General features: G+C 40.9%; 14 protein-coding genes and 1 other RNA gene. 13 read left to right on the top strand and 2 right to left on the bottom strand.

Annotated elements, in window-relative coordinates; translation table 11 throughout:
• The first annotated feature begins 359 nt into the window (after nt 1–359).
• Nucleotides 360–4793: a S8 family serine peptidase gene (locus tag NYR17_RS07955; RefSeq protein ID WP_302505188.1), complete on the top strand. Its 4434-nt coding sequence runs from the start codon at nt 360–362 to the stop codon at nt 4791–4793.
• Between the two features lie 97 nt (nt 4794–4890).
• Here the strand turns inward: NYR17_RS07955 and NYR17_RS07950 are convergent, their stop codons facing one another.
• Nucleotides 4891–7239, bottom strand: a complete 2349-nt coding sequence (locus tag NYR17_RS07950) for a TonB-dependent receptor domain-containing protein (RefSeq protein ID WP_302505187.1) — start codon at nt 7237–7239, stop codon at nt 4891–4893.
• 335 nt (nt 7240–7574) lie between these two features.
• Between NYR17_RS07950 and rplK the strand changes: the two genes are divergently transcribed.
• The 9 genes from rplK to xth all read left to right on the top strand — a co-directional run bounded on the left by rplK (nt 7575) and on the right by xth (nt 20665).
• Complete coding sequence (rplK, locus tag NYR17_RS07945) at nt 7575–8018, top strand: 50S ribosomal protein L11 (protein WP_302505186.1); 444 nt, start codon at nt 7575–7577, stop codon at nt 8016–8018.
• 10 nt (nt 8019–8028) lie between these two features.
• The gene (gene rplA / locus NYR17_RS07940; RefSeq protein ID WP_302505185.1) at nt 8029–8721 is read left to right on the top strand and encodes a 50S ribosomal protein L1; all 693 of its coding nucleotides are present in this window, start codon (nt 8029–8031) and stop codon (nt 8719–8721) included.
• Between the two features lie 13 nt (nt 8722–8734).
• Entirely contained in the window at nt 8735–9238 is a 504-nt protein-coding gene (rplJ, locus tag NYR17_RS07935) for a 50S ribosomal protein L10 (RefSeq protein WP_302505184.1), read from the top strand.
• Between the two features lie 66 nt (nt 9239–9304).
• Nucleotides 9305–9673, top strand: coding sequence for a 50S ribosomal protein L7/L12 (rplL, locus tag NYR17_RS07930; RefSeq protein WP_302505183.1), 369 nt, complete (start codon nt 9305–9307; stop codon nt 9671–9673).
• A 545-nt stretch (nt 9674–10218) separates the two neighbouring features.
• Nucleotides 10219–14046, top strand: a complete 3828-nt coding sequence (gene rpoB / locus NYR17_RS07925; RefSeq protein ID WP_302505182.1) for a DNA-directed RNA polymerase subunit beta — start codon at nt 10219–10221, stop codon at nt 14044–14046.
• A gap of 42 nt (nt 14047–14088) precedes the next feature.
• Complete coding sequence (gene rpoC / locus NYR17_RS07920; protein ID WP_302505181.1) at nt 14089–18354, top strand: DNA-directed RNA polymerase subunit beta'; 4266 nt, start codon at nt 14089–14091, stop codon at nt 18352–18354.
• Between the two features lie 81 nt (nt 18355–18435).
• Nucleotides 18436–18744: a DUF3467 domain-containing protein gene (locus NYR17_RS07915; protein WP_302505180.1), complete on the top strand. Its 309-nt coding sequence runs from the start codon at nt 18436–18438 to the stop codon at nt 18742–18744.
• A gap of 143 nt (nt 18745–18887) precedes the next feature.
• Nucleotides 18888–19889 (top strand): tRNA dihydrouridine synthase DusB, encoded by a 1002-nt coding sequence (dusB, locus tag NYR17_RS07910; RefSeq protein ID WP_302505179.1) that lies wholly within the window; start codon nt 18888–18890, stop codon nt 19887–19889.
• A gap of 17 nt (nt 19890–19906) precedes the next feature.
• Nucleotides 19907–20665 (top strand): exodeoxyribonuclease III, encoded by a 759-nt coding sequence (xth, locus tag NYR17_RS07905; RefSeq protein ID WP_302505178.1) that lies wholly within the window; start codon nt 19907–19909, stop codon nt 20663–20665.
• Nucleotides 20666–20730: 65 nt separating this feature from the next.
• On the opposite strand, the gene rnpB is transcribed toward xth, so the two are convergent.
• Nucleotides 20731–21037, bottom strand: an RNA gene (gene rnpB, locus NYR17_RS07900) — RNase P RNA component class A.
• Nucleotides 21038–21190: 153 nt separating this feature from the next.
• On the opposite strand from rnpB, the gene NYR17_RS07895 reads away from it, so the two are divergent.
• The 3 genes from NYR17_RS07895 to NYR17_RS07885 are packed head-to-tail and all read left to right on the top strand — an operon-like array spanning nt 21191 to nt 23550.
• Complete coding sequence (locus tag NYR17_RS07895) at nt 21191–21367, top strand: hypothetical protein (RefSeq protein ID WP_302505177.1); 177 nt, start codon at nt 21191–21193, stop codon at nt 21365–21367.
• Nucleotides 21368–21374: 7 nt separating this feature from the next.
• Nucleotides 21375–21716, top strand: coding sequence for an NAD(P)H-dependent oxidoreductase (locus NYR17_RS07890; RefSeq protein WP_302505176.1), 342 nt, complete (start codon nt 21375–21377; stop codon nt 21714–21716).
• A gap of 1 nt (nt 21717) precedes the next feature.
• Nucleotides 21718–23550 (top strand): monovalent cation:proton antiporter-2 (CPA2) family protein, encoded by a 1833-nt coding sequence (locus NYR17_RS07885; RefSeq protein WP_302505175.1) that lies wholly within the window; start codon nt 21718–21720, stop codon nt 23548–23550.
• The last annotated feature ends 71 nt before the right edge of the window (nt 23551–23621 follow it).

The raw sequence follows: 23621 nt of genomic DNA, 5'->3' as shown, positions 1-23621 counted from the left end.
GATAAATAGGAAGTTAATAGAGGCTTGTTTTCTTTTAGCTTAACGGAATATTCGTAAAAATACATATGGTTTTTTGAGGATATTATAGAATGGTATAAATATGATATTTGTCATTAAAATAAAGGTGTTTTCAGATAAAAAACGATGATTAGGCTCAAATATGCTCTTGGTTTTGTATTGTGATATCCGTAATTTAATTTAAAATTATTGTTTATATTATACTAATGTGTTTTTGGTTGTGTTTTATGATGATAAGTTGCGTTTTATTTGTTGATGTGCTGAAATTTTAACATAAAAATATTTGTTGGTATAGTTAAAATTTGTTAATATTGCCATACAATTTTAAACATTTTGTCGTTATGAAAAAATCTATTTTAGAAAAACTAGGTAATCATAAAAACCTGTTACCGGTAGCGGTAGGGTTTTTATTAGCGCCGAGTTTTGTCTATGCTCAGAATGTCGAGCAGGTGAAAAAAATCAGACAAGCGTCTGATTTGGGACAGTTGAACACCTTACAAAAAGCGTTTGGAAAATCTACGCTTACCGTGAAGCAACTGCAATCCCAAGCTAAAAAACTTAACATTCCTTTCTCAGGTGAGACCTCTAAAGGAAAACTTTATCAACTTCAAGGCTTTGATAAAAAAGGTCAGCCGCTTTATTATGTGACCAATAATACAGGCGCTGCAGAAGGAACAGGAACCAACAAAGTAGGTGCAGGTACAGTTTTCAACCTTGAAGGAGAAGGAATGAAAGTCCACGAGTGGGATGGAGGAGCAGTGAGAACCACACACCAAGAGTTTGGCGGTAGAGTAAGCCAAAAAGATACCCCAACAGGTTTTAGTGCGCACGCTACCCATGTGGCAGGTACTATGATAGCTGGGGGAGTTAATCCTGCAGCTAAAGGTATGGCCCCAAAAGCTACTTTAGATGCTTATGATTGGAACTCAGATGAGCAAGAAATGACGGCTGCTGCTGCCCAAGGAGCTATTTTATCTAATCACTCTTATGGTTATTTAGGTGCTTTTGAGTGGGGAGATTGGTCAGGGAATCAGGGATGGCACTGGTTCGGAGCAGAAGATGAAACAGAATATGTGGGTTATGGCTTCTATTCAGATGCAGATAGAGATTGGGATTTAATAGCTAAAAATGCACCTTATTACCTTCCTGTAAAGGCTGCGGGTAATCCAAGAGGGGATGGGCCAGAACCAGGAGGTCTTCATTATGTAAGAGATGAAAAAGGGGTATGGCATGAATCTACGGTGGTACGTCAAAAAAACGGAGGTGCTGATGGTTTTGACTGTATCGGCACAGGTTCTGTGGGTAAAAATATTTTAACTGTAGGTGCGGCTGCAAAAATTCCAGGTGGCTACACCCAACCATCAGATGTTAAAATGGCGAGTTTTAGTGGCTTTGGTCCAGTAAATGATGGGCGTATTAAGCCGGATTTGTCAGGAATAGGTGTCGGATTAACTTCTACTGTGTCTTCTGATGATGCGGCTTATAGTGGAATGAGTGGAACCTCTATGGCTTCTCCTAATGTTACAGGTTCTTTGCTTTTAATCCAGGAACAATATTCAAAAAGCAATAATGGTGATGTGATGCGTGCAGCCACACTTAAAGCCTTAGCTATTGGAACCGCCAATGAAGTAGGTGTATCAGACGGACCAGATTATGCATCAGGTTGGGGATTACTCAATACTTATGATGCTGTTAAAGCGATTGCTTTTAACGGAAAATATACATTGATCCAAGAGAAAACGCTAAGGAATAGCCAAGAGAGTAGGTTGGATGTGGTAGCATCAGGAGTAGAGCCGTTGAAGGTGACTATTGCTTGGACAGACCCCGTGCCATCTACTTTGTCTGATGATTCAGTTGTTAATGATAGAACTAAAATGCTTGTGAATGACTTAGATTTACGGGTGCTGAAAAATGGTGTAGAAGAAATGCCGTGGGTATTAGACCCAACCAACCCAGGAGCAGCAGCTACTAAGGGGGATAATACGGTAGATAATGTGGAGCAAGTGGTGATTAACAATCCAGAAGCGGGGGCTACTTACACTATTGTAGTAAGCCATAAGGGTGATTTAAGGGATAATGTTATTCAGACCAATGCTAATGGAGATTTAGCTATAGGTTTAGCGCCATCTAATGTTCAGGACTTCTCGCTAGTAGTAATAGGTATCAATAATGGGGTACAGAAAGACTTAGCATTAAACTCTATTAAATCTGATGTGGCTCCAGTTGATTACACTTCGGCTACGCCAGTGAAGTTTATCATTCAGAATAAAGGAACAGACTCTATTGCAGGAGCTAAATTGGCTTATAAATTCACCAATAAAGATACAGGAGTATTAGTTTCTGAAGGTGAGATTAATATTCCTACGATTGATGCAGGTGCTGTAGTAGAGGTGTCTAAAACCTTTGATTTATCACAATCTTTTATTAACTTTAGTGTATCAGGAGAAATTGTTTATCCAGAAGATCAGGTTGACTTAAATAATCAATCCAGTTTAGATTTATTTGGTATAGTAGCGGATCTTACACCAGACCAAGCATCTCATAGCTTTGGTTTTGAAGATGATTTTGCTAAAAATGGTTGGTTGTCAGAAGATAAAGATCGTGATGGTAGAACTTGGAGAAAATATGATGATCTAAGTTTTGCGCACGAAGGAAAAAGTTTTGCAGTAAATTTCCCTGGTAATGAAAGAGATATTAACGATTGGTTGTTTTCTAATCCAATTAAATTGAAAGGAGGGGTGCTTTATAGAGTTGTGTTCTTTATTAGAAAATTCCAAAACTTAGAGGAGTCCATTAGCGTAGCTTTAGGTAGTGAGCCTAACAGTGCAGCTATGACTACGGAAATTGCTGCAAAAGTAGAAGCGGTTTCTGATGGAGCTTATATTAAACACTCTTATGAATTTTCAGTGCCTAATGACCAAGTGGCTTATGTAGGGTTTAACCATAAAACAGAAGCCGATGCAACTTCTTACGCTGTAGCGATAGATGATGTAGCGTTCCAATATGCAGAAGCTAAGCCAGAAGCTGACTTCACAGCAAGTAAAGTAAAGGCTAATTCATTTGAAACAGTTAGTTTTAGGAATACTACATTAACAGCTTCCACTTTACCAATTAACTCTTGGCAGTGGTCATTTGAGCCTAATACGGTGACTTATCAAGACTCTACTACTGCTACTTCTGAAGAGCCGAAAGTGGTATTTAATCAAGAAGGAACTTATAGCGTAACCTTAAAAGCGGTTAATGCAAAAGGTGAAGGTAGCGTAACAAAAACGGATTATATTACGATTGCTAATACAGCAGCTGCAGCCAACTTTAATGTAAGTTCAGAAAATATTTATGTAGGTGAAGCTGTGGTGTTTACCAATACTTCTACAGGAGATCCTGCGCCAGAATCATTCAAATGGACAATTACGCCTTCTGATGGTGTAGAGTTCGTAGGAGGTACAGATAATACATCTAAAAATCCAAATGTTAAATTCAACAAAACAGGTCAATATTCTGTAGCTTTAGAGGTGACTTCACTACTTAACAGTGATGAAGTTACAAAAACAGATTTAATCACGGTGGCAGAGGTTCATAACCCTGTAGATGGGCTTACTTCTAATTTTAATACCAGTGACCAAGCCTTAACGCTGAAGTGGGATAGACCAGTGATGAATCCTTTATATCAGGAAAGGTTTGAAGCTAATGGCAACATGCCTGCGGATATTACGGCAGTAGATGCTAATAATGATGGTATAAATTGGTTCATCTCTGAGGTAACTAAAAACTCTGGTAAATATGGTGCTATATCTTATTCTTGGTTCTATGGAGGTTTTGATGTAGATGATTTCCTCATCAGTTCTAAGATTAGAGGTGGTGCGGAAGTACTTAAGTATTTCTATAAGTTCCCATATGCAGAGCGTTACGATGTTTATGTGGTAGAAGCACCAGCTTCAGGAGATGTTCCTACAGTAGATGAAATAAAAGCAGGTCATAAAGTGTATTCTTTTGAAGCGACAGGCGCTCAAAAAACATTTGCTGAAAATACAATTAACATCAAAGAGGTGGCTCAGAATGATTTCTATATCGCATTCAATCATAAGACAACAGCTGCAGATGACGGCTTGTACTTAGCGATTGATGATATAGAAGTAGGTTACGATAACTCTGCAGCGGGTAGAACAGGAGCTAAGAAAGATGAAGTTCTGACCACTGAGCAAAGTCAAGGCGTAGACTTTAAAACGGAGTTCAAGAAAGCAGAGCGATTAGTTTCTAATGAGGGGCTTGAAAAAGCATCATCAAGAAGCGTGGCTAATCCTAAGAAAACCTTTGGAGCGCTTAATTTACCACACCTTACAGGTTACAAAGTGGTAAAAGATGGTGTAGTGATGGAGAATATAGATGATATTACAAAACGCATCTATGATGAAAACATCAATGCCAATGGTACCTACACTTATGGCGTATCAGCAGTTTACTCCGATGGTGTAGAATCAGAAATGAAGACCATTGTTGTAGATATTACCACTCTTGCCACTACAGATGTTAATGCTAATGCAGGCTTAAAAGTGTATCCAAATCCATCTACAGGTAAATTTGTAGTGGAGGCAGATGCGAGCGTGAGCACACTTAAAGCAGGCGTTTACGATATGTCAGGTAAGCAGATTCTAAGCAATACCTTCAAAGGTAATAAATTTGAATTGAACTTGACACAACATCCTAAAGGCGTTTACATCCTCAATCTCGTAGATAACCAAGGTGTGAAGCACAATGTGAAGTTAATCGTGAAATAAGATTTTAACTTTATAGTGTAATAGAATGAGCCGCGGCACTCAAAGAGTGCCGCGGCTTTTTTACGCTTTATTTTGTTCCACAAGCGAAAATATAGAATTAGTTGGCTCTGTATTGATCATTAAAATTGATGTTTTTAGCTTGGGTTTTGTTCTCGCCAAAATGATAAGTTACCGTCACCACCACGCTCCGATTATCGTAATAATTGCTATAAAATTGATGAAAATCATCATAGTATAGAAAGCCCTCGCTGGCGGTACCTTTTAGAACATCATTGATTCGAATATTGAAGTTCAGTTTTTTATCCAATACATTAAAACGGGTGCCAAAGCTCAAATTTGAGAGGCTTTTCGTTGCCACATTAGACTCTTTACCAGGGAGAGCGCTCCAAAAATTCACAAAAAATATCCATTGTTGGTCAGCATTGATTGTCCAAGCATTGTTAATAGAATAACTTAAGGAATAGCCCTTTAACGGCTTTACTTCGTGATGTTTTGTTTTAGATTGAGAGTAAAAAGCGGTGGCATTGGCAGAGAAGTTCCAAAAAGAAAACCAACGCTGTTCCAGAGAAAGGTTAATGCCCAGATTTTGTATGGTGTACACATTTTCGGTGTGGGTAGATTTAATGCCGTGGTCTACCTGAACAATGGCGCCATAGGCATCGTTTTGCTGTGTGCCGAAAATCCCCACCATAAAGGCATTGTTGTACACATAGTTGAGCTCCAAGTTATGCGTGATAGAGGGTAGCAACAGCGGATTGCCCACATGGTACATATACGGATTGGCATACCATTTAAACGGGTTGAGTTGCCCCAAAGAAGGGCGATGGATGCGCTTATTATAGTTCAGCGACCACGAATGTTGGGGCAGTTGGTACATCACATTAACATTAGGAAAGAAATTTCCATAAGACTTTTGAAAATCAGACTTTTGATGAGGTTGATGCGCTACAGTGGTGGTATATTCGTACCTGCCACCCAATTTGAAAGTCCAATGGTCAGCTATCGTTTTCTTCAATGATAAATAAGCCGCATAATACCGCTCACGGAGCTGAAACTGATTGTTTCTATTGTGGTCTATTACCCATTGGTTCTGGCTCTGGGTATAATATTGAATGATGGATTCATTGTCAAATTGTGTCCATTTAATGCCTGTTTCATAATTGAGAAATGAGGACATTTGCTGCCAATCTACCTGCCCAGAAATCACTTGATAATGCAACCGACTGGTGTTCCATGTGGGCGACAAATGTGGCTGTTGAGGTGTGGAAAACAGCAGCGATGAATTAGAGCGGTGGTTAAAATAATTTCCTGCAAAACTCAGTTTAGAACCTAAGGAATCCAGCTGATAATCATCGTAAAAGCTCAGTGTGTGGGCAGTGGTAGGCTTGTGATAATGGGCACTGGTGTAGAGCGTAGAATCAAGGGCGGTAGGAGAGAAATAGCACGTAGTATTCTGGCTGTCGTATTGGTTTTTATAATGGCTAAAATCATACACCAACCCCAAGCGATTGTTTTTAGAAGTTTGATAGGAAAGGTCCATATTGGTACCCCAATTTTGCGAGGTGTCATTTCTATCGGTATGGCTATTCAGCTGATTTTGATTGGTAAACAGAAGATTCTGATTTTCATAAACTTGGTTGTGTTGATCTGATTGCCGCAGGCGCACTAAGGCTTGGAAGTCGTTTTTTCGGTAGTTCAATCCCAAATGATTAGCGTTAGAAAATTGAGCGCTCAGTGTCCCCGAGGTGGCGTAATTGCCGCTCCAAAGGTTCTGGGTTTTTTGTTGGGTAATGATGTTAATCAGCCCGCCATTGCCCTCGGCATCGTATTGTGCGGGCGGCGAGGTGATCACTTCCACTTTCAGCACATCGTTAGACTGCATTCCTTTTAAATAAGATGCCAGCTCACTGCCCGAGAGTGGCAAGGGGCGCCCATTGAGCATCACTTTTACGCTGCCTTTCCCCACGATGCTGATGCCTTGCGCATTGGCAGTCACCATCGGCGTGTGGTTTAGCACTTCCACCAGATCTGTATTGGTGCTGTAGATAGAATTTTTGATGTGAAACACCATTCGGTCTACTTGGCGCTCTATTAGCGGTTTCTTAGCATTGATGATGACCGCTTTTAGCGCTTTGGAGGGTTTAATGGTTAGAGAGCCCAAATCTAAATGTTGAACCATTTTCACTTGTTGCGTGAGGAGCATTTCGCCAAAGGCTTTTAGTTGGAGGTTATAAATTCCTGAGGGTAATAGAAGGCTAAAATGACCATTCGCAGAGGAAAGATGGCTCGCCACGAGGCTGTCTTGTTTTAAGACCAAAACTTGAATCGATTCTGCAGGTTGCTGGGTGTCTTGGTTGATGATTTTGCCACTTAATCGATAAGGTTGCGCTCCAAAAGGGAGTGTTATCAATAAAAACAGAAATGTAAGTATTGTTTTAAATTTCACGATGTTTTTTTTTTTTTTTTTTGCAATAATATTAAAAATAAATGATTAAAACAATATAATTGGTAACTTAAATAAAATATTGGTAGAGAAGAAATAAGGCGGTTTTAATGAGAGGGATAAATTTGGGGTGAATTTTCTTCGGCTTGATTTTAAAAATGAAATTTAAAAATGTCACTGAATATCATATGATTTGTTTGCAGATTCAAAAAAAAGTTATAATTTTGCACCTCGTAATCTGTGGTAGAGTGAATTCAGGTGAGAAGGGTTCTTCTAAGTCTCAGATTATCAGAAAAATGCTTCCACATTTTTATTTATTTAATTATTAAAAAACAAACATGGCAAAGAAAGTCTTTAAAATGGTGAAGCTCCAAGTGAAAGGTGGCGCAGCTAATCCTTCACCACCAGTAGGGCCAGCATTAGGTTCTGCAGGGGTTAATATTATGGAGTTTTGTAAGCAATTCAACGGAAGAACTCAAGATAAGCCAGGGCAGGTATTACCTGTTGTAATTACGGTTTATGAAGATAAATCATTTGATTTTGTGATCAAAACCCCACCTGCTGCTGTACAACTTTTAGAAGCTTCTAAAGTGAAAAAAGGTTCTGGACAGCCTAATAGAGAAAAAGTAGGTAGCGTGTCTTGGGAACAAGTACAGAAAATTGCAGAAGATAAAATGGCAGACCTTAACTGCTTTACATTAGACTCTGCAATGAGTATGGTAGCGGGTACCGCCAGATCTATGGGATTAAAAGTAACAGGAACTAAACCTACTAACGCTTAAAACTTAAGAAATGGCAAGATTAACAAAAAAGCAAAAAGAAGTTTCTACTAAGATAGAAAAAAATAAACTCTATAACCTTGATGAAGCTTCGGCTTTAGTAAAGGAAGTCAATATTGCAAAATTTGACGCTTCTGTAGACATCGCAGTGAGATTAGGTGTAGACCCAAGAAAAGCCAACCAAATGGTGAGAGGCGTGGTTTCATTACCTCACGGTACGGGGAAAGATGTTAAAGTATTAGCATTGGTTACTCCAGATAAAGAAGCGGAAGCTAAAGAAGCGGGCGCAGATTTTGTAGGATTAGATGAGTATTTAGACAAAATCAAAAGCGGTTGGACAGATGTAGATGTTATCGTAACGATGCCTGCTGTAATGGGTAAATTAGGTCCATTGGGTAGAATTTTAGGTCCAAGAGGTTTAATGCCTAATCCTAAATCTGGTACGGTAACTATGGAAATCGGAAAAGCGGTTTCTGAAGTGAAAGCTGGTAAAATTGACTTTAAAGTAGATAAGTACGGTATTGTTCACGCTGCTATCGGTAAAGTATCTTTTGATGCTCAGAAGATTAAAGAAAATGCACAAGAGCTTATCCAAACTTTAGTGAAGTTAAAACCAACAGCTGCCAAAGGAACTTATATGAAGAGTATTTATCTCTCTTCTACAATGAGCCCAGGTATTGCTATTGATACTAAATCTGTAAACTAAAATCTGTAAGACAATGACTAAAGAAGAAAAAGTATTAGTAATACAAGAAATAAAAGAATTGCTACAAGACGCTAAAAATATATATGTAGCAAGTCTTGAAGGAATGAATGCTTCTGCGACTTCAGATTTTAGAAGAAGAGCCTTCAAGAACAACATTAAGCTTAAAGTGGTTAAGAACACTTTGCTTAGAAAAGCGATGGAGCAAATGGAAGGTGTAGACTATTCCGAAATGTTTGATACATTTAAAGGAAACTCTGCATTGATGATTTCAGAAACAGCCAATGCTCCAGCAAAATTGATTAAAGATTTTAGAAAGAACGCAGAGTTCCCAGCTTTAAAATCCGCTTATTTAGATGAAACATTCTACATTGGGGATGATAAATTAGGCACTCTTGCAAGTCTTAAATCTAAAGAAGAGATGCTTGGAGAAATCATTGGATTACTTCAGTCGCCAATCAGAAATATCCTTTCTGCTCTTCAAAATCAAGACAAAATGAAAGAAGAAGGTGTTGAGTAAGCCTTCGAATAATAAGACACTCAAAAACAAATAGATAAATCGTTTAACAACAAAAAAAACATTAAAATGTCAGATTTAAAAAACTTAGCGGAAACGCTTGTAAACTTAACAGTAAAAGATGTAAATGAATTAGCGCAAATTCTTAAAGATGAGTACGGTATTGAGCCTGCTGCTGCTACTGTGGTAGCTGCTGCTGGTGGTGCTGGTGATGCTGCTGAAGAGAAAACAGAATTTGATGTGATCTTAAAATCAGCTGGTGCTTCTAAATTAGCCATCGTAAAATTAGTTAAAGACTTAACTGGTGCTGGTCTTAAAGAAGCTAAAGACATCGTAGATGGTGCGCCTGCTCCAATCAAAGAAGGTGTATCTAAAGACGAAGCTGAGGCTTTGAAAAAGCAATTAGAAGAAGCTGGTGCAGAGGTAGAATTAAAATAATTCTTACATCGGATAACCAAACTAAAAGGCACTTCTCTTCGGAGAGGTGCTTTTTTTTATGTGCAATGTTTTTTTTGGAAAATAATCCTCACAAATGCGATGCAAGTTAAAATTTTTCCGCTTTTTTTGAGAAATAATCTTGATAATTCTATCTAAAATAGAGAGCGACTGATTATATTGATAACCGCTCAATAAGAAAAGGATTTGCATTTCCCTATAAAATGTTGTATATTTGCACTTCATTTTGAACAAAAAAGACTTTTAAATATAATACTGAAATGTAAAGCTCTATCCCTTAATGGGTTAGGGTTTTGGTGTGTTGTATTTTGAGGTCTTGCTGTTTCGGGTGAATCTAAAAATATTTTGCACTACGCCGTGAAAAGATATACCGGAGTTGCAGTTAGAAAGTTTTGAGAGCAATCCAAAAGGGCTTTAAAGAATCTAATAGGTAACTCTATTTTTCCTGTCCACTTGCTCCCTCACTACTTTCTGATATTTTTAAAAAAAGTAACAAAATATTTTTAACTACAATCTTCTAAAGTTTTATGAGTAAATCAAAGACGACAAACAAAACTCAGGAAAATCAAAGAATCAATTTCTCGTCTGCGAAAGGAAGAATTGAAACGCCAGACTTTCTGGATATTCAGCTACAATCCTTCAAGGAGTTCTTCCAATTAGACACACTTCCGGAGCAAAGAGTACACGAAGGGCTCTACAAAACCTTCCAAGAAAATTTCCCAATTACAGACTCTCGCAACCAGTTTGTATTAGAATTTTTAGATTATTTGGTAGACTCACCGCGCTATTCTATTGAAGAATGTGTGGAGCGTGGGCTTACTTACTCTGTACCTTTAAAAGCAAGACTAAAGCTCTACTGTACAGATCCAGAATATGATGATTTCCAAACCGTTATCCAAGATGTTTATTTGGGAACTGTACCTTATATGACGCCTTCAGGCTCGTTCATTATCAACGGTGCAGAGCGTGTGGTGGTTACACAATTACACAGATCGCCAGGGGTATTCTTCGGGCAAACTTACCACGCCAACGGAACCAAACTTTACTATTCAAGAATTATCCCTTTCAAAGGCTCTTGGATGGAATTCACAACGGATATCAACAGCGTGATGTACGCTTATATAGACCGTAAGAAGAAATTACCACTCACCACGCTACTTAGAGCCATTGGCTACGAGTCTGATAAAGAAATCCTTCAGATTTTTGACTTGGCAGAAGAGGTTAAAGTTTCTAAAGCTGCTCTTAAAAAAGTAGAGGGGAGAACCTTAGCCGCCAGAGTATTGAACACTTGGTTTGAAGACTTCGTAGATGAAGATACTGGCGAGGTGGTATCTGTAGAAAGAAACGAAATTATATTAGATAGAGAAACGGTATTAGAGAAGGAGCACTTAGATTTAATTTTAGAATCTGGGGTGAAGACCATTCTTATCCACAATGAAAATACCAAAGAATTCTCCATCATCCAAAATACATTACAGAAAGACCCTACCAACTCAGAAAAAGAAGCGGTAGAGTACATCTATCGTCAGTTAAGAAACGCCGACCCACCAGATGAAGAAACCGCAAGAGGGATTATTGATAAACTCTTCTTCTCGGAACAAAGATATTCTTTGGGCGAGGTAGGCCGTTACAGATTGAATAAAAAATTAGGACTTAATGTAGATGAAAGCGTACAGGTATTAACCAAAGAAGACATTATCAGCATTGTTAAGCACCTGATTGAGTTAGCCAACTCTAAAGCCGAGGTGGATGATATTGACCACTTATCGAACAGAAGAATTAGAACCGTAGGAGAGCAATTGGCAGGGCAGTTTGGTGTAGGGCTTTCCCGTATCGCCAGAACCATTCGTGAGCGGATGAATGTTCGTGATAATGAGTTGTTTAGTCCAACAGATTTGGTGAATGCGAAGACCTTAACTTCGGTTATCAACTCTTTCTTCGGGACCAACCAACTTTCTCAGTTTATGGATCAAACCAACCCACTATCAGAGGTAACCCATAAACGAAGATTATCCGCATTAGGACCTGGTGGTCTTTCCAGAGAGAGAGCAGGTTTTGAGGTGCGAGATGTTCACCATACGCACTACGGAAGAATTTGTCCTATTGAAACACCAGAAGGACCAAACATCGGTTTGATTTCCTCTTTGGGACTTTATGCTAAAATCAACAATTTAGGATTTATAGAAACCCCATACCGCAAGGTAGAAAATGGTAAAGTGGACTTATCTGCAGCGCCTATTTTCCTCAATGCTGAAGATGAAGAATCTAAAATCATTGCCCAAGCGAATGTGGAGTTGGCAGAAGATGGCACCTTTGAAACCGACAGAATCATCGCCCGTTTAGATGGGGATTATCCTGTGGTAGAGCCAGAGCAAGTGGATTTAATAGATGTAGCCCCTAACCAAATTTCGGGGATTTCCGCTTCGCTTATTCCGTTCTTGGAACACGATGATGCGAACCGTGCCCTCATGGGATCTAACATGATGCGCCAGGCGGTACCTTTATTGAAACCACAAGCGCCAATTGTAGGAACTGGTTTAGAAAAGCAAGTGGCTAAAGATTCCAGAATCCTCATCAATGCGGAAGGCTCAGGGGTGGTAGAGTATGTAGATGCAGAAAAAATCGTCATTAAGTACGATAGAACGGAGGATGAAGATATCATCAACTTTGATTCTGCAACCAAAACTTACCACTTAACCAAGTTTAGAAAAACCAACCAATCCACCACCATTACTCTAAAACCAATCGTAAGAGCGGGAGATAGAGTAGAGAAGGGACAGGTGCTTTGTGATGGCTATGCCACAGAAAAAGGCGAGTTGGCTTTAGGTAGAAACTTGGTGGTAGCGTTTATGCCATGGAAGGGTTATAACTTTGAGGATGCCATCGTAATCAATGAAAAAGTGGTGCGCGAGGACTGGTTCACCTCTATCCATGTAGATGAGTACTCTCTTGAAGTGAGAGATACCAAATTGGGTATGGAAGAACTCACCGCAGATATTCCTAATATTTCTGAAGATGCCACTAAGGATTTAGATGAAAATGGTATGATTAGAATTGGGGCAGAGGTAAAACCTGGGGACATCCTCATCGGTAAAATTACCCCTAAAGGAGAGTCTGACCCTACACCAGAAGAAAAACTCTTGAGAGCCATCTTCGGAGATAAAGCAGGAGATGTGAAAGACGCTTCCCTAAAAGCCGATTCTTCTCTAAGAGGTGTGGTGATTGATAAAAAACTCTTCTCCAGAAACATCAAAGATAAGAAGAAGAGAAACGAAGAGAAAATCAAGCTGGAAGAGGTAGAAACCACTTATAGAGCTAAGTTTAACGAACTTAGAAGCATCCTTTTAGAAAAGTTGAACACCATCGTTAATGGTAAAACTTCCCAAGGCGTTAAAAACGATTTAGGCGAAGAAATCATTGCCAAAGGAGCTAAATTCACAATGAGACTCCTCCAATCGGTGGAAGATTATATGAATGTTAGCGGTTCAGACTGGACAGTAGATGCAGACAAAAATGAATTGATTAAACAATTGATTCATAACTATAAAATCAAATACAACGACCTACAGAGTTATAAAAACCGTGAGAAATACGCCATTTCTATCGGTGATGAACTACCAGCAGGTATCATCAAATTAGCGAAAGTGTACATCGCGAAGAAGCGTAAACTCAATGTAGGGGACAAAATGGCAGGGCGCCACGGTAACAAAGGGATTGTCTCTCGTATCGTGCGCGAAGAAGATATGCCATTCTTAGAAGATGGAACACCAGTAGACATCGTGCTTAACCCACTTGGGGTACCTTCTCGTATGAACATCGGACAGATTTACGAAACGGTGCTCGGTTGGGCTGGTAAACAATTAGGACTTAAATTTGCCACACCAATTTTCGATGGGGCTAAATTAGACCAAATTACCGAATATACAGAGAAAGCAGGCTTGCCAATCTACGGAAATACCTACCTTTACGATGGTGGTACAGGGGAGCGCTTTACGCAACCAGCCACAGTGGGGGTAATCTATATGCTGAAATTAGGCCACATGGTAGATGATAAGATGCACGCGCGTTCTATCGGACCATACTCACTCATCACGCAACAGCCATTAGGTGGTAAAGCTCAGTTTGGTGGTCAGCGTTTCGGAGAGATGGAGGTGTGGGCATTAGAAGCCTTCGGAGCCTCCAACATCTTGAGAGAAATCTTGACCGTGAAGTCTGATGATGTGGTAGGTAGAGCCAAAACTTATGAAGCAATAGCCAAAGGCGAAGCGATGCCAGAACCAGGCATTCCAGAATCTTTCAATGTATTGCTACATGAGCTACAAGGACTTGGACTTGATGTAAGACTTGAAGAATAATTTTTTCGAATTTGAAAGTCTAAAAATCTAAAATCTAAACTAATGTCAAATAAAAATAAAACAAGTAGATTTAATAAAATCTCAATCGGTTTAGCCTCACCAGAGTCTATTTTACAAGAATCAAGAGGAGAGGTTCTAAAACCAGAAACGATCAACTACCGTACCCACAAACCAGAAAGGGATGGACTTTTCTGCGAGAAAATATTCGGTCCCGTTAAGGATTACGAATGTGCCTGCGGAAAATACAAACGTATCCGTTACAAAGGTATCGTGTGTGACCGCTGTGGGGTAGAGGTGACAGAGAAAAAAGTGCGTAGAGAGCGCATCGGGCATATCAACTTGGTGGTGCCAGTAGCACATATTTGGTATTTCCGCTCTTTACCAAACAAAATAGGTTATCTTTTAGGATTACCATCTAAAAAATTGGATATGATTATCTATTATGAAAGATATGTCGTTATCCAACAAGGTATCGCTAAAAAAGCAGACGGTTCTGATTTTGAAGAAATGGAATTCTTAACAGAAGAAGAATATTTAGACATTTTAGAAACCCTGCCAGTAGAAAACCAATACCTTGATGATTCTGACCCTAACAAGTTTGTAGCTAAAATGGGTGCAGAAGCCATAGAGGAGCTTCTTAGAAGAATTGATTTAGACCAACTCTCTTATGATTTAAGACACAAGGCACACAACGAAACTTCTAAACAAAGAAGAACCGAAGCCCTCAAAAGACTCTCCGTGGTAGAAGCCCTTAGAGATGCCAACACCCGTATGATCAACCGCCCAGAGTGGATGGTGATGCGTGTGCTACCGGTAATCCCGCCAGAGCTTAGACCATTGGTGCCGTTAGATGGTGGGCGTTTCGCCACTTCGGATTTAAATGACCTATACCGAAGAGTCATCATTAGAAACAACCGTCTGAAAAGACTTCTTGAAATCAAAGCCCCAGAGGTGATTTTAAGAAACGAGAAGCGTATGCTTCAAGAAGCGGTAGATTCATTATTTGATAACACCAGAAAATCATCAGCGGTAAAATCCGAGAGCAACAGACCATTAAAATCATTATCCGATTCTTTAAAAGGAAAACAAGGGCGTTTCCGTCAGAACCTCTTAGGGAAAAGGGTGGACTACTCTGCGCGTTCCGTAATTGTGGTAGGACCAACTTTGGAACTCCACGAATGCGGTATCCCTAAAGATATGGCCGCCGAACTTTACAAACCATTTATCATCAGAAAATTGATTGAAAGAGGGATTGTAAAAACTGTAAAATCGGCAAAGAGAATCATCGATAGAAAAGAACCTGTGGTGTACGACATCCTTGAAAATGTAATGAAAGGACACCCCGTACTTCTCAACAGAGCGCCTACCCTCCACCGTTTGGGGATCCAAGCGTTCCAACCAAAGATGATCGAAGGGAAAGCCATCCAGCTCCACCCATTGGTAACCACGGCTTTTAACGCCGACTTCGATGGTGACCAGATGGCGGTGCACTTGCCACTCGGGCCAGAGGCGATTTTGGAAGCACAACTTTTGATGCTCGGTTCTCAGAACATTTTGAACCCTGCCAACGGCTCGCCAATTACGGTACCATCTCAGGACATGGTATTGGGGCTTTATTTTATGACTAAAGAAGCCCACTCTACCGAAGACCACAAGGTGAAAGGCGAAGGGCTGGTATTCTACTCTCCAGAAGAAGCAGAAATTGCTTACAACGAAGGTAGAGCTTCCCTCAATGCCAAAGTGAAGTGTAAACTCCCAGTAAAAGAGAACGGTATTTTAGTAACCAAACTCATAGAAACCACTGTAGGTAGAATTTTATTTAACCAAATTGTACCAGAAGAAATCGGATACATCAATGAGCTTTTAACGAAGAAATCATTGAGAAATGTCATCGGTAAAATCTTGGCAGAAACCGACTTCCCAACCACGGTTAAATTCTTGGATAGAATGAAAGATTTAGGTTATACCAACGCCTTTAAAGGTGGTCTTTCCTTCAGCCTTGCAGATATTGTGGTGCCAGAAGAAAAAAGAACAATGATTGGTAATGCCGTAGAGAGCGTAGATGAGATTAAAGCCAACTATAATATGGGGCTTATCACAGATACAGAGCGTTATAACCAAGTGATTGATGTCTGGACCAATACCAATGCCAACCTCACCGAGATGATTATGAGCCGAATGAAAACCGACCAAGGCGGCTTCAACTCGGTATATATGATGTTGGATTCTGGAGCGAGGGGTTCCAAAGAGCAGATCCGCCAGCTTTCAGGGATGCGTGGTTTGATGGCAAAACCTCAAAAAGCAGGTTCCGTAGGGGCAGAGATTATTGAAAACCCTATTGTAGCCAACTTTAAAGAGGGGCTTTCCATCTTGGAGTACTTTATCTCTACCCACGGTGCGCGTAAAGGTCTTGCGGATACCGCCCTTAAAACGGCAGATGCGGGGTACCTCACCAGAAGATTGGTGGATGTGGCACAAGATGTCATCATTACCGAAGATGACTGTGGTACACTAAGAGGTGTAGAAGTAACGCCGCTTAAGAAAAATGATGAAATTGTAGAAAAACTATCTGAAAGAATTTTAGGTAGAATTTCTCTTCACGATATTTATGACCCAGAAAACGATAACATCATCGTAGAGGCAGATGCCCTAATTGATGAAGATTTAGCGAAGAAAATAGAAGACGCAGGTATAGAATCTGTGGAAGTTCGTTCGCCGCTCACTTGTGAGTCTAAGCGAGGCATCTGTGCTAAGTGTTACGGTAGAAACTTAGCCACTGGCAAGATGATCCATATGGGAGAAGCTGTGGGCGTTATCGCGGCACAATCCATTGGGGAGCCTGGTACTCAGCTGACTTTGAGAACCTTCCACCAAGGGGGTACTGCGGGGAATGTCTCAGAAAATCCTTCCATCGTTGCCAAAAGAGATGGTATCGTGGAGATGGACGAGGTAAGAACCATTACTTCCGAAGACGAAGAAGGCAACAAGGCAGAAATCGTGGTATCGCGTTCTACGGAATTCCGTTTGGTAGCAGATAATGCCAACAGAACACCAATTATGGTTGCGAATGTACCTTATGGTTCCATCTTATCTGTAAAACCTGGGGACAAAGTGAAAAAAGGAGACCTCATTGCGAAGTGGGATCCTTATAACGCGGTAATTATTGCCGAAACTTCAGGTAAAGTAGAGTACGAAGACATCATTAAAGGGGTATCTTTCCAACTTGAAATTGATGAACAAACAGGATTTGAGGAAAAAGTAATCTCCGAATCAAGAAATAAAAAAGCCGTACCTACACTTAGAGTGGTAGATTCCAAAGGCGTAGAGCAGAAATCTTACAACTTGCCAGTGGGCGCCCACTTAATGGTTAACGATGGCGAGAAGATTAAAGCAGGTAAAATCTTGATTAAAATCCCAAGAAAATCAGCGAAAGCAGGGGATATCACTGGTGGTCTTCCAAGGGTAACCGAACTCTTTGAAGCCAGAAACCCTTCTAACCCTGCCGTAGTAACGGAGATTGATGGGGTGGTATCTTACGGTAAAATCAAGAGAGGTAACCGTGAGCTCATCGTGGAGTCTAAAACGGGAGAAATTAAGAAATATCTCGTTAAACTATCTAACCAGATTTTGGTTCAAGAAAACGACTTCGTGAAGGCGGGAGCACCACTTTCTGATGGTTCTGTTACGCCGAACGACATCTTAGCGATTAAAGGCCCTACCGCCGTACAAGAGTATTTGGTGAATGAAATTCAGGAAGTTTACCGTCTACAAGGGGTAAAAATTGATGACAAACACTTTGAAATCATTGTAAGACAGATGATGACCAAAGTAGAAATTGTAGATGGTGGTGATACTCAATTCTTAGAAGGCAGCTTAGAGCACAAGTTAGACTTCATCCAAGAAAACGAAAGAGTATTCGGAATGAAAGTCGTAACCGACCCTGGAGACTCTCAAGAACTGAAAGCTGGTCAAATGATTACAGCAAGAGAGTTGAGAGATGAAAACTCTAAGCTGAAGCGTGAAGATCTGAAACTGGTAGAAGTTCGTGAGGCGCTTACTGCAACGGCACATCCTGTATTACAAGGGATTACCAGAGCGGCATTGCAGACCAAGTCGTTTATGTCGGCAGCATCGTTCCAAGAAACCACGAAGGTGCTTAACGAGGCAGCAGTATCTGGTAAGGTAGATGCACTGAACGGTCTTAAAGAAAATGTTATCGTAGGACACAGAATTCCTGCAGGTACGGGACTTAAAGATTATCAGAGCTTTATCGTAGGCTCTAACAAAGAGTTTGAAGATTTAAACTAAAATAATAACCCGAAAGTTTGAAAGGTTAAAGAATATTTGTATTTTTAGCCTTTCAAATTTTCAAAATTAAAAAATAAAATTATGGACAACAATCAAAACCAAGATCCAAACAACATCAACATTGAATTGAATGAAGTAGTAGCAGCAGGTGTTTATGCTAATTTAGCATTAGTTAACCACTCGCCATCAGAGTTTGTATTAGACTTTATCCAGCTTATGCCAGGAGTACAGCAAGCTAAAGTAAGATCAAGAGTGATCTTAGCACCGCTACATGCTAAGAGAGTGCTTAACGCGCTTCAGCAAAACATTGCAAACTACGAGCAACAGTTTGGAGAAATTAAAGAAGTAGAGCCTTTCGTTCTTGGCGGTAACAATGCCCCACAAGCGTAAGACCTTATCACTTTATATTTAAAAAAATTCTCAGTCCTCACAGGGCTGAGAATTTTTTTTGGATATTTTTGTGGAAATACACTTTTATTTATAGAAATATTTAGTTGCACAAAGAAAAGCGTAAAAAATCATATCTTTGCAGAATGATAAAAATAGGGCGTATAGAATTGCCAGAATTTCCGCTATTGCTGGCACCTATGGAAGATGTGAGCGACCCCCCATTTCGGCGGTTGTGCAAGCAACAGGGCGCAGATATGATGTACTCGGAGTTCATCTCCTCAGAGGGGTTGATCAGAGATGCCATAAAATCTAAACAGAAATTAGACATTTTTGATTACGAAAGACCTGTCGGCATTCAGATTTTTGGAGGCGATGAGGAAGCGATGTCCCTCTCTGCCAAGATTGTAGAAACCGTAGCCCCCGATTTGGTAGACATCAACTTTGGCTGTCCTGTTAAAAAAGTGGTGTCTAAGGGCGCTGGGGCAGGCGTGCTCAAAGATATAGATTTAATGGTGAGGCTCACCAAAGCGGTGGTCAGCTCCACGCATTTGCCAGTCACGGTTAAAACCCGCCTCGGTTGGGATACGGAGCACATCAACATTGATGAAGTGGCAGAACGCTTGCAAGAAACAGGCATCAAAGCCTTGACCATCCACGCCAGAACGCGCGCCCAAATGTACAAAGGCGAGGCTGATTGGGAGCACATCTCGCGCATCAAACAAAACCCTAATATAGAAATTCCAATCTTTGGTAATGGCGATATAGATTCGCCTCAAAAAGCTTTGGAGTATAGACAAAAATATGCTTGCGATGGCGTGATGATAGGGCGTGCTGCCATTGGCTACCCTTGGATTTTTAACGAAATCAAACATTTCTTCGCTACGGGGGAGTTGCTACCGCCGCCTACTATGGCAGACCGCCTGACCGCCGTAAGGCACCATGCGGAGTGGAGTGCCGAATGGAAAGGCGAGCGCTTAGGCTTGATAGAAATGAGGCAACATTACAGCAACTATTTCCGAGGCATTCCCCACTTTAAGGAATACCGCAAGCGCTTTTTAGAAATTCTAAGTTTGGCAGAAATGGAGCAACTCATCAAGGAGATTAAAGAAGAAATGGACTTCAGCACCATAACGCCTTCAGTATAAACCATAAGACATCCACTATGCAGATTATATCTTATAATGTTAATGGCATCCGTGCAGCTTTTAATAAAGGACTTTTAGATTGGCTGACCATAGCGGCGCCAGAGGTCATTTGTTTTCAAGAGAGCAAAGCCAGCCCAGAGCAAATAGAAACCACCAAAATAGAAGAGGCAGGCTACCATAATTATTGGTTTTCAGCGGAGAGAAAAGGTTACAGCGGTGTAGGCATCGCCGCGAAAATAGAGCCGAAACGTATAGAATACGGTTGCGGTATAGACGCTTACGATAGGGAAGGTAGAATTATCCGCGCCGATTTTGAGGATTGCTCCGTGATTTCCGTTTATGTGCCTTCGGCATCTAATATAGAGCGCTTGGATTTTAAAATGCAGTTTTGTTATGACTTTTTGGACTACATCAAAACTTTAAGAAAAAGCATTCCCAACCTCATTATCTCTGGGGATTTTAATATTTGTCACCAAGCGATAGATATCCACGATCCTGTGCGACTGAAAAATGTTTCGGGCTTTTTACCCATAGAACGCCAGTGGATGACAGACTTTATGGCAGAATGTGGGCTGATTGACAGTTTTAGATTTTTTAATGATGAACCCAACCATTATTCGTGGTGGAGTTATCGGCAGAATGCCAGAGCGAGGAACAAAGGCTGGCGTTTGGATTACCATTTTGTGGCAGAATCCCTCAAAGAACGCTTAAAAAGAGGTGTGATCCTCAGCGAGGTTTACCATTCTGACCATTGTCCCGTATTGGTAGGCTTATAAAATTGGCAAGGCATCAATAAAAATAAAAACCACCGTTACATAGCGTTTCGGTGGTTTTTGGTTAAAAGATAACAAAAGCTATAAGCCGGATTCTGTACCCCAAAAGGGGTGCTTGTTATTTATCTACGCAGAGGCATTGCTGCCTTGCTTGAGCTGCTTACCCCTCGGCATTGGGCGGGCTACCCTTGGTTGCCGATATACTTAGCATTGCACCGCATAGAGTTTACCTGATTTCACTACAGCCTAACTGTACTTGCTTTCTGTTGCACTGGTCCTCGTATCACTACGGACGGCGGTTAGCCGCTATGCTGCCCTATGGTGTCCGGACTTTCCTCTTTGTGTCTGGCACAAAGCAACAAGCCACTCTTGTTATCAAGCCGCAAAGATAAGCCTTTTTTTCTCAATGAAAAATTCCGATGCAGGCTTCAATAAAAAGAACCCCCCCCCCCATTTTTATCTTCTGATGAAAGGCAGGCTATTGGCGTGCTCAATTTATTTTTATATCTTTACGCAAAATATTGATTCTTGAAAAAAACATTAGTGCTTTTTGCCCATCCTTTTTTGGAACATTCGGTGTTTAACGCCCAAGTGATAGAGGTTTATCAAGGGGTGGAGGGACTCACATTCCGAGATTTATATGAGGAATACCCAGACTTCCACATTGCGGCGTTTAGGGGAGCGCAAGCGGATAAAAGCTTATGATAAAATTGTGTTTCATTTCCCTTTGATATGGTTGAGTGTGCCGCCTTTGCTTAGCTTATGGCTCAGCGAGGTTTTAGATATGCGCTGGCTGAACAAACTTCAAGATAGTCCGCTGAAAGACAAACGCGCCCTGATTGTGGTGACCACGGGCGGCTCGGAGGCGGCGTTTAGTCCAGAAGGGATGTACCAATATCCATTAGAAAACTATTTGGCGCCGTTGGCAAAGAGCTTGGAACTGACGGGCGTGCGCGTGGAGAGGATGATTCCCATTTATACCGCCAAACAGAAAGATCAGCACTATGTGGGTGAGGTAAAAACTTTAATTCAACAATTTATAAATTCTAATTGAAATGTCGGAGGGGATATTTACGATAGCTTTAGTTTATTTGGGCGCTGCCATCACTTTGGTGCCTATCGTGCGGAAATTGGGGTTTAGCTCGGTTATTGGCTACATTATTGGTGGGATTTTGGTGGGACCTTTTGTTTTGAAACTAACAGGAAATGCCCAAGATGTGATGCATAGCACAGAATTTGGCGTGGTGATGTTGCTCTTTATCATTGGTTTAGAGTTGGAACCGCGTAAATTTTGGGCGATGCGGCGGAGCATTTTAGGCTTAGGCTTTTCGCAATTGGCGCTGACCTTTACGCTGGTTTATCTGATTCTCTATGCTTCAGGTTGGGCTACCACACCTAATTTGGTGATTTCCTTGGCTTTCGCGATGTCCTCCACAGCCATCGTTCTACAAACTTTAAAAGAAAAGAACCTCTTTAATACCGTTTCTGGCGAAGCCTCATTTTCTACTTTATTATTTCAAGATATTGCCGTAATCCCGATACTGGCACTCTTGCCGATGCTCTCGGCATCTGGACAATCAGAGAACGAAGCCCTTTTGATCACCTATCTTCCCGATTGGCTGCAGCCTTTTTCCGTGATATTAGGTGTGGGTGTGCTGATTCTTTTGGGGCGATATGTGTTCGTGCCGTTCCTCCGCTATGTCTCCCGCAGCGGAATGAATGAGCTCCTTACAGCCTCTTCCTTATTCCTACTTGTGGGCGTATCAGAACTGATGATTATCGCAGGGCTAAGCCCAGCATTAGGGGCTTTTTTGGCTGGTGTTATGTTAGCGAATAGCGAGTTCAGACACGAATTGGAGAGCCAGATAGACCCCTTCAAAGGATTGCTGTTGGCAGTGTTTTTTGTGAGCGTGGGCTCTACCATCAATTTTGATATAATCCGCCAAGATCCTATGTTCATCTTTTCAATGGTGATGATGATTATCATAGTTAAGTTCTTGGTACTCTTTGTGGTAGGGCGTTTATTTAAGATGAGCAACGACCAAAATTTCCTCTATGCTTTTGGAATGTCTCAGGTTGGAGAGTTTGCATTTGTCATCATCACTTTTGCCACAAAATTATACCTATTAACCGATGTGGAAAGCTCGCAAATGGTCTCCGTTGTGGCGATTTCTATGATGAGCACACCTTTTCTATTGCTACTGAATGAGAGGATTATAGCCCCTAATTTCAATGTCAAACAAGAGGAAGACACTACGGATTTTAATTTGGAACAACTCAGGCAGAAGAAAATTATCATCGTGGGTTTTGGGCATTTTGGAAGTACCGTAGGGCGTTTATTGAAAATCAGTGGGGTTAAGGCAACCATTCTCGATAATGATTCTAACAGGGTGAATATTCTTCGGCAACAGGGCTTTCAGGTGTATTATGGCGATGCCCGCCGCTTGGAAATTCTACGGGTGGCAGGTGCCGAGCAAGCGGAGATTTTGGTGCTGTGCTTAGATGACCCCGAGGGGAATAAATTCTTGATCCAACTCGCCAAGCGGCATTTCCCGCATCTTAAAATATTTGTGAGAGCCAGAAACCGTTTTGACGCCTATGAATTCATCAATGATGGCGTGGAGCATATTTATAGAGAAACTTTGGAAACGGCGGTGAATATGGGTGTGGACATTCTGCACGCATCAGGGTTTAGAAAATACGCTGCACGCCGCTTAGCCAATAGGTTTGTGGCGATAGATAAAGACTCTACCGTGCGTTTGGCGCGACAAGATATTGATAGCGATACCACCTTTACCATCAAAGAATCTTTGGAGCGTGAGGCTCGCCTTTTGGCAGATGACAATATCTCCTTTGAGGAAGACCATTGGTTGGATGAAGAGGCATAAACCAAAGCTGTGGGCATTGCTGAGGTTAAGGCTTTGCTATCTGTATTATAATTAGTAAATTTGCCCTCTTA

Origin of the sequence: Riemerella columbina (genome assembly GCF_030517065.1) — a bacterium.
Lineage (GTDB): Bacteria > Bacteroidota > Bacteroidia > Flavobacteriales > Weeksellaceae > Riemerella > Riemerella columbina_A.
The sequence above is the reverse complement of the archived record's forward strand: the minus strand, read 5'-3'. Positions and strand labels throughout refer to the sequence as shown.